Raw genomic sequence first — 7,758 nt, forward strand, 5'->3', positions numbered from 1 at the left:
AGCGTCCACCTGGAGCGATTTGTCTACCCGCTCGCATTTTGTACTTTCTTTTATGGACACGACAGCGAAGCTTTCACACTCACCACCTACTATCTGAAGAAACCTAAAGAAAGAGCGGAAGGTGGCGACTCCTGGGGGAACAGCGAAGTGGCGAAATCCACTCGGGCGGCTAAGCCCGAGTTAGTTCGGCGCAAGCCCCCCCGGAAAGCGTCCACCTGGAGCGATTTCTCTGCCCACTCGCATTTTGTACTTTCTTTTATGGACGAGTCTTTCCATATACCACTTATTAAATGAAGAAACCTAAAGAAAGAGCGGAAAGCATCCGCCTAGAGCGAATCCTTTCCCCCGATGATTCCATTCGTAAGGGACAATTTCTTTCCCCTGATCGAAGATTCCAACCCGCAAAAAAATAACCACACTTCTATGCCTTTTGGCTCAAACGTTTCAAATATTGGAAAATGTACCAGCTAATACGTTCCAAAGACAACGCTTTTTTGGTAAAGTATAGTGAAGCAGAACGTCAATTGCCTTGAAAGGAACTATACGCATGATATCAGATTTTAGATTCTGGCACTTTTTCCCAAGACAAGGACAACTCATACATAATATACAACATACCGAAATGCGCAACGTCAATAAGCGTATCGCCTTCATCATTGCTATTGGCCTATTGGTCTTTGCCCTCAGTGAAATTTGGGGCATGAACACCGATTCGCTGACGCCGCTTTTGGCAGCAGGCATGTGGGATGCCTACACATTGGCGCGCTGGACCTCGCTTGCAGGAACACTCTTATGGGCAGGCTTTTATTTGGCTTTCCATCTTTATGGAGCCGCTTTTTTATTCAGCAAAATTCTGAGGATGCCTTGGCGGGCAGCGATCATCATGCAGACCTACGTCACTGCTTTGCTGGTCATTGAAAAAGGCTTGATTTTCCTGTTGTTTGCTTTGACCGGCTTTACGATGTCCGTTTCGATTTTCTCGTTCGGGCCGATTGCATCCACATTCCTTGACAATAACTTCCTGATTTATTTCTTTAACCAATTGACGTTATTCACTTCCCTCATTATTGCGGTGCAGTACCGTTTTATCCGCAGCTTTACCAAAATCAACCCGAAACTGATTTTATTCGGCTTGATCATGCTTCATATTTTTGCAGCTTTAATTGTTGCCTCATTCAGCCTGATTCCGGTAAATGACATGCTGAGCGGCTTTATGGAAGGAGGGAATCCGTTTGAATAGATTCTTTTTTATAGGCCTATCCGTTGCGGTTATTGCCTTTTTGACGGCCAACTCCCTTTTGATGTTCGGTGATAAAAGCATCTTGTCCAAAAGCGTCTATGTCAGCGACTACCAAGAGGCCTATACGCAAACATACGAAACCAACTTGTTCAAGGAAGCCTTGACGGCGCCGCAGGGAACTGTGGAGATTTATGTGCAGGACCATGAAGCGCTTCAGCAATGGATGGTCAAAGAAGGCGACAATGTCACCGCAGGATCTGAACTTGCAACCTTGAATGAAGCGGAAACAGAAGAACAGCGCTCAGTTTGGGAAACACAGAAAACCGCTTTGGAAGCGCAGCGTACCGAAGTGAGCAGTTCACTTGCCACTCTTCAGCAGGCCCGAGCAGCCCAAGGTGGACCAGTGTCCCAGGACGCAGCCGATAATTCCGAAATCACCAATGAAGACGATGAGACCATCCAGTTTGATGTTAATGTTTCTGTCGGTGTAGCGGTTCCGCAGGACGGCTCTTACGCCGCCGGCATCGCTCAGGCAGAGCAGCAATTGGCTTCCATCGAATCGCAATTGGCGGTACTCGATGCGCAGCTATCACAAAATCTGTCGAATCCGGCAGTCATCAGCCCGGTGGATGGAACCGTATCCCAAATCAATCGCGATACAGAACCGTTGAGCATTGAAATTTATTCGAATGAAAAAGTATTTCTCAGCTATGTGCTGGAAGACGAATGGCCGCTTGTGGAAGTGGCGGATTTGGTCAAAATTGAAGGCGAGGGCATCGAGGGCATTGCCACTGGAACGGTCCAAAGCGTTTCCGAGATGCCGGCTGAAGAGTCCAAATGGCTGGCAGCCTATCACCAATTGGATCCGACAGAGCAGAACAACCCACTCGCTTTTTACGAAGTGCGCATAGTTGCGGATACACCGATTGACGTCGCCATGCCGTACGGCAGCAATGTCAACACGTCTATCACATTGGAAACAGCCGAAGATGCCGTGGCACTTCCGACTGACTGGCTCTTTGATTACGACGGAGTTGATGGAAAGACCCATACCTTGAACATCAATGGCCGTCCAAAAGCGTTGGCAATAGCTGCTGATTTTGAAGAGGGTACGAAAACCGTGTTGTCCGCAGGCCCAGAAGCTGGAGCGGTGGTCATCAATGAAGACAAGTTGGAGAATTTTGTAGCGCCTCCAAAAGTGTTCATGCCATTCCCAATACGCCAGCCTGATTTCGAATATGCCAAGAATACCTATTGGCGCGCCTATGTCGAATACTTGCTGGCACGCTAAATTCCATCAGACCAACCCGGAAGCAAGGGCTTTCGGGTTTTTGATTGTTTAAAAAGACAGTGAGTGGGGTTAATCTTCGCCGGGCAATAGTGTACGATAGATTCAGATAAAGTGGGTTTTTCTTCAATATGTGCTCTGGTGGACGCATATAGGGAAAGAAATTGTGATTGAACGGGGTGTGTAGAATGGAAGAAACGGATTGGCGGTTTAAAATAGCCCACCGGGAAGCGAAGATCGGCGTCGGATTGGCGCTGTTCAATTTTGTTTGGTGGTTTGGATTTGCTTACGGCATGGGTTCGCGGCCGGTAGAGGAATACAGCTATATCTTCGGCTTGCCGGATTGGTTTTTCTACAGCTGTGTCCTCGGCTTTTTGGTGATGGCGGTACTGGTGATCGTCATCGTGCACTTTTTCTTTACCGAAGTGCCGTTTGAGGAAGAGGAGGATTCGCCATGAATTATGCAGTATTGGTGCCGATGATTGCCTTTTTACTGGTGATTTTCTTTATCGGCTATTGGGCGAGCCGCAAGCTGTCGGCGTCCTCCAATTTTATCAGCGATTATTTCCTGGGAGGCCGTGAGCTGGGCGGCTTCGTGCTGGCCATGACGATGGTGGCCACCTACGGCAGTGCCTCCAGTTTTCTCGGGGGACCGGGAACGGCTTACACGATGGGATTCGGATGGGTGCTGCTGGCGATGGCGCAAGTCGTTACCGGTTATTTCGTGCTGATGATTCTCGGTAAGAAATACGCCATCATGGCGCGCCGCTACAAGGCGGTCACCATGATCGATTTCCTGAAATCACGTTACGACAGTACAGCCGTCGTGCTGCTGTCAGCTTTCAGCATCATCGTCTTTCTGTTCTCCGCCATGGCGGCGCAATGGATCGGCGGCGCACGCCTGGTGGAATCACTGACGGGCTTATCGTATAATTCGGCCTTATTTTTATTTGCCGTCAGTGTGCTCGTCTATGTCACCATCGGTGGATTCCGCGCGGTTGCTTTGACCGATGCAGTGCAAGGAGCCGTCATGCTGGTCGGAACGCTGGTCCTGCTGATTGCAGTCATTATCGCAGGCGGCGGCATTCCCAACATCGTCAATGATCTGCTCGCTGAAAACCCGAACCTGGTCACGCCTTACGGGGCAAACGGTGATTTGACGGCCGCCTACGTGTCGTCGTTCTGGATTCTGGTCGGTGTCGGCGTAGTCGGCTTGCCGCAGATTGCCGTTCGTGCCATGTCCTACAAAAATTCACGTTCGATGCACCGAGCCTTGATCATCGGTACGATCGTCACCGGATTTATTATGCTCAATATGCATTTGATCGGCGTTTTTGCACGTCCTGTACTTCCAGGAATCGAAATCGGCGACAAAGTCATTCCACTCATCGCGCTGGAAACTTTACCGCCATGGGTTGCTGGCATCGTTCTCGCCGCTCCGATGGCCGCCATCATGTCGACCGTCGATTCCTTATTGCTGCTGGTCAGCTCATCGATTGTCAAAGATGTTTATTTGAATTACGTGAAACCGGATGCCGCCATCAAAACCATCAAACGCATTTCTTTCGGCGTCACCGGTACCCTCGGCATCATCGTCTTTTTGCTGGCATTAAATCCGCCAGAGCTGCTGATTTTCCTGAATCTCTTTGCATTCGGGGGCTTGGAGGCCGCCTTTATTTGGCCGATCGTCCTCGGGCTGTATTGGAAATGGGGCAATAAATACGGGGCGATTGCATCAATGGCGACGGGGATTGTCAGCTATATCGGGCTGCATTTCTACAACCTGGAAAACGGCAACCTGTTCGGCGTCCATACCGTGACGTTGCCGGTGCTCTTGTCGCTCGTCGCTTTTATCGCTTTTAGCTTGTTGATCGGCAGGAAGGCTTATCAGTACAACATCGTAACCCATAAGTAAATTATCGGACATTTACATAAACTGAAAACAGGCGTAAAATAAATTCTTATATTCGGATAGTCGAAAGAAGGTCTTCGCAATTGACTCAGTGGAAAATTTACGGCATCCTGACGGCAGTGATGATTGTCTGGGGCTTTAACTTGGCCTCTGTTAAATACATGGTGGAATTTGTGGATCCTGTCACACTGACAGCATTTCGCATTTTATTGGCCGGCTTGTCGGTCATGGGAATTCTGGCAAGCTTCCGAATGTTGCGGTGGCCGGCCAAAAGCGACTGGAAGTTCATCTTCCTCGGTTCGCTGCTCAATGTTGTTGCGCACCATTATTTCCTGTCGAACGGCCTGTCCATGACCACCGGCTCGAATGCTGGGCTGATCCTAGGTACAGGGCCGATGCTGACAGCGGTTCTGGTGTCGCTGATCATGCGCAACTTCCCGTCGAAGCTGCAATGGCTCGGCGTAGTGGTCGGATTTGCGGGAGTGGCCGCTACAGTGCTGGTCGGCAATGGTGCGGCAACAGGCTTGAACATCGGCGACGTCTTCGTGTTCCTTTCGATTCTGGCACAGGTGCTGAGCTATATCGTCATCGCCAACGCAGCGCGTTCTTTGGATCCGCGTTTGCTGACAGGCTATATGTTTGTGGTGGGCGCGTTTGTCCTGTTTATCATTTCGCTTATCCAGGAACCGGGAGAGATTCAGGCATTCGCCACTGTGCCGACATCATTTTGGATCGCTTTCGGGTTTTCCGCCATGCTTGGAACGGCAGTCGGCCATATGCTCTATAATTATTCGATCGGACAGGCAGGGCCGACCAAAGCCGCCATCTTCATGAACTTGAACACCTTATTTTCTTTAGTGGGTGCCAGCGTGATTTTGAATGAAAAGATCACTCCCGGCCATATTTATGGATTGGTGCTGATTGTCATCGGCGTGCTGTTCGGCTCCGGGGCCGCAGAAGATCTCTTGAAGAAACGCAGAAAACGGCTCTCACATTGAGCTGTTTTTCTTATGGCCTGGATCTGTCCAGGTGCCGCTTGCAGCACGCCGGCGATTTTAAGGGCTGCCTCTTTTTATTTAACAGGAAGTTCATTATAATAGAAGAAAGTTAGACAGCTTAGAACAACTAGAGGAGTGATTAGCCGTGGCCACATTATGGGGAACGCCAGAGAAATTACAAGATTTATTGTGTGAATTGGTCAGCTGGAAAAGCTTGGTTTTGACCGATGGAGAAGTGGAGTTTGCCTATAAGTTGAATGACAAACTGATGGAGCTTCCGTATTTCCAGGAACATCCGGAATATATCGGATTGGGCGAAGTGAATTGGGAGCGCCAAAACGTAACGGCTCTCTACAAACACCCGGAAGCGGTCGACACCATCGTGCTGCTCAGCCATTTCGATACGGTGCACACAGGAGAATATGGCGATCTGGAGCCTTTGGCATGCAGTCCCTATAAGCTGGCGGAAGCTTTTAAACTGATCCGCGGTGAACTTGATGCGGATACCTTGAGTGATCTCGATTCGGGTGAATACCTCTTCGGGCGCGGAACCATGGACATGAAAGCAGGGCTCGCGCTGCATATGGCGTTGATTGAAAAAGCCTCGATTGAAGAATGGCCGATCAACCTGCTGCTGATGACGGTGCCGGATGAAGAAGTCAACTCGGCAGGCATGCGCTACGGCGTATCCAAACTGCTCGACCTTGAGCGCGAACACGGGCTGGAATATATTCTGTTCCTGAACGGCGAACCCGTTTTTGCAATGAAGCCCGGCGACACGGCACATTATCTGTATACAGGTTCAATTGGCAAAATTATGCCATCGGCGTTATTCTACGGCAAAGAGACTCATGTCGGCGAACCGTTGTCAGGCATCACATCAAGCTATATCTCGACTTATCTGACACATCGTATGGAATGGAATCCGAGCTTCAAGGAAGTTGTCTATGGTGAAACGACACCGCTGCCGGTAACCCTGACGCAACGTGACATGAAACTGGCCTATTCGGCGCAGACGCCGTACCGCACTTCCGCCATGTACAATGTCTTCATGATGGAACGCAACGCGGAGGAAGTCTTCCAGATTTTTGAAAACGTCGCAAAAGAGGCAGCTGCCCATTGCGAACGGGATTACCATGCTATGTGTGAACGCGAAAACATCCAGCCGGTCGGCAGCATCAACGTTATGCGCTACGAAAAGCTGATGGAATATGCACTTAATAAATTCGGCAATGAATACATCGTTGATTTGCTGCGCGACACGCTGATGCACCCCGAATGGGACGTCCGCGAAAAATCCATGCACGTCACAGACATCCTGCTCATCAACTGCCAGGAGCTGACACCTGCCATAGTGCTGATGTACGCGCCGCCTTATTATCCGCCCGTCAACTCATCGGAAAACGAGCTGATCAAACGCTGCGTCGATCAAGTCACAGCCAACGCCAAAGAAAAGTTCAGTCTGGACATCGAACAAGTTCATTATTTCAATGGCATCTCTGACCTGAGCTACGTCAACTATACCGATCAAAACGGCGGCTGGATCACTTATGAAAACAACACGCCCGTCTACGGCGATCCCTACAGCATCCCGTTCCAGGCAATGAAACAATTGACCGCTCCCGTCTTGAACGTTGGCCCTTACGGCAAAGATGCCCACAAGCGAACCGAGCGCCTGCACATCAAAAACACATTCGAAGAAATGCCCGTCCTTTTGGAAGAAATGATCTTATCGATTCCCGTGAAAAGCCGCCATTAAGGTGGCTTTTTTTGGTTTGTGGCTTTTCGCTTGCGAAAAGCGTCTGGGGGTTGGGCATCTTAGACTGAGCATAGTGAAGATTCGTGTAGAAATGTAGAATTTTCATGTGGAAGTATGGAAAATTAATGTAGAACGATAAAAGGTTCATGTAGAAACGATAAAGCATAAGGTAGAGGTGGGAAATTCCTGTTGAACTGGAAAGTATTCACCTAAGAGGACAAAAATATGATGTATAGAAGCGAATGTTTCACATAAGGGCGAGAAAGTAGAAGCTAGCGAGCAGGATGCTGTAGTTGTTTCAGTTCAAGATCGGTTTTGTGGCTTTTCGCCCGCGAAAAGCGTGTTTGGGGGCTGGGCATCTGAGTGTTTTGGTGGAAAGATTTTTGGGAATTAGGATGATTTGTGTAGAAGTCGCGAATGTTGATGTATAGCTGAGAAGGGTTGATGTATAGGGATAAAAGGTTCATGTAGAAACGATAAAGCATAAGGTAGAAAGGGGCAGTTCCTGTTGAACAGGAAAGTGTTCATCTAAGAGGACAGAAATATGATGTATAGAAGCGA

General features: G+C 49.1%; 7 protein-coding genes. All 7 read left to right on the top strand.

What is annotated here, in order from left to right:
• Positions 1-294: hypothetical protein (locus tag J7I83_RS10000; protein WP_215100558.1), on the top strand; the 294-nt coding region annotated here is incomplete at its 5' end.
• Between the two features lie 253 nt (positions 295-547).
• A complete protein-coding gene (locus tag J7I83_RS10005; RefSeq protein ID WP_251047574.1) occupies positions 548-1,240 on the top strand; it encodes a hypothetical protein in 693 nt (230 codons plus the stop codon).
• The gene (locus tag J7I83_RS10010; protein WP_215100559.1) at positions 1,233-2,531 is read left to right on the top strand and encodes an HlyD family secretion protein; all 1,299 of its coding nucleotides are present in this window, start codon (positions 1,233-1,235) and stop codon (positions 2,529-2,531) included. The genes J7I83_RS10005 and J7I83_RS10010 overlap by 8 nt, the downstream gene beginning before the upstream one ends.
• A gap of 185 nt (positions 2,532-2,716) precedes the next feature.
• Positions 2,717-2,986: a YhdT family protein gene (locus J7I83_RS10015; protein WP_215100560.1), complete on the top strand. Its 270-nt coding sequence runs from the start codon at positions 2,717-2,719 to the stop codon at positions 2,984-2,986.
• Entirely contained in the window at positions 2,983-4,443 is a 1,461-nt protein-coding gene (gene panF, locus J7I83_RS10020; RefSeq protein ID WP_215100561.1) for a sodium/pantothenate symporter, read from the top strand. Before J7I83_RS10015 ends, panF begins: the two co-directional genes overlap by 4 nt.
• Positions 4,444-4,523: 80 nt before the next feature.
• The gene (locus J7I83_RS10025; RefSeq protein ID WP_215100562.1) at positions 4,524-5,438 is read left to right on the top strand and encodes a DMT family transporter; all 915 of its coding nucleotides are present in this window, start codon (positions 4,524-4,526) and stop codon (positions 5,436-5,438) included.
• Positions 5,439-5,583: 145 nt separating this feature from the next.
• Positions 5,584-7,197: a M20/M25/M40 family metallo-hydrolase gene (locus J7I83_RS10030; protein WP_215100563.1), complete on the top strand. Its 1,614-nt coding sequence runs from the start codon at positions 5,584-5,586 to the stop codon at positions 7,195-7,197.
• Positions 7,198-7,758 lie beyond the last annotated feature (561 nt).

This window comes from Planococcus sp. ISL-110, assembly GCF_018613575.1.
GTDB lineage: Bacteria > Bacillota > Bacilli > Bacillales_A > Planococcaceae > Planococcus.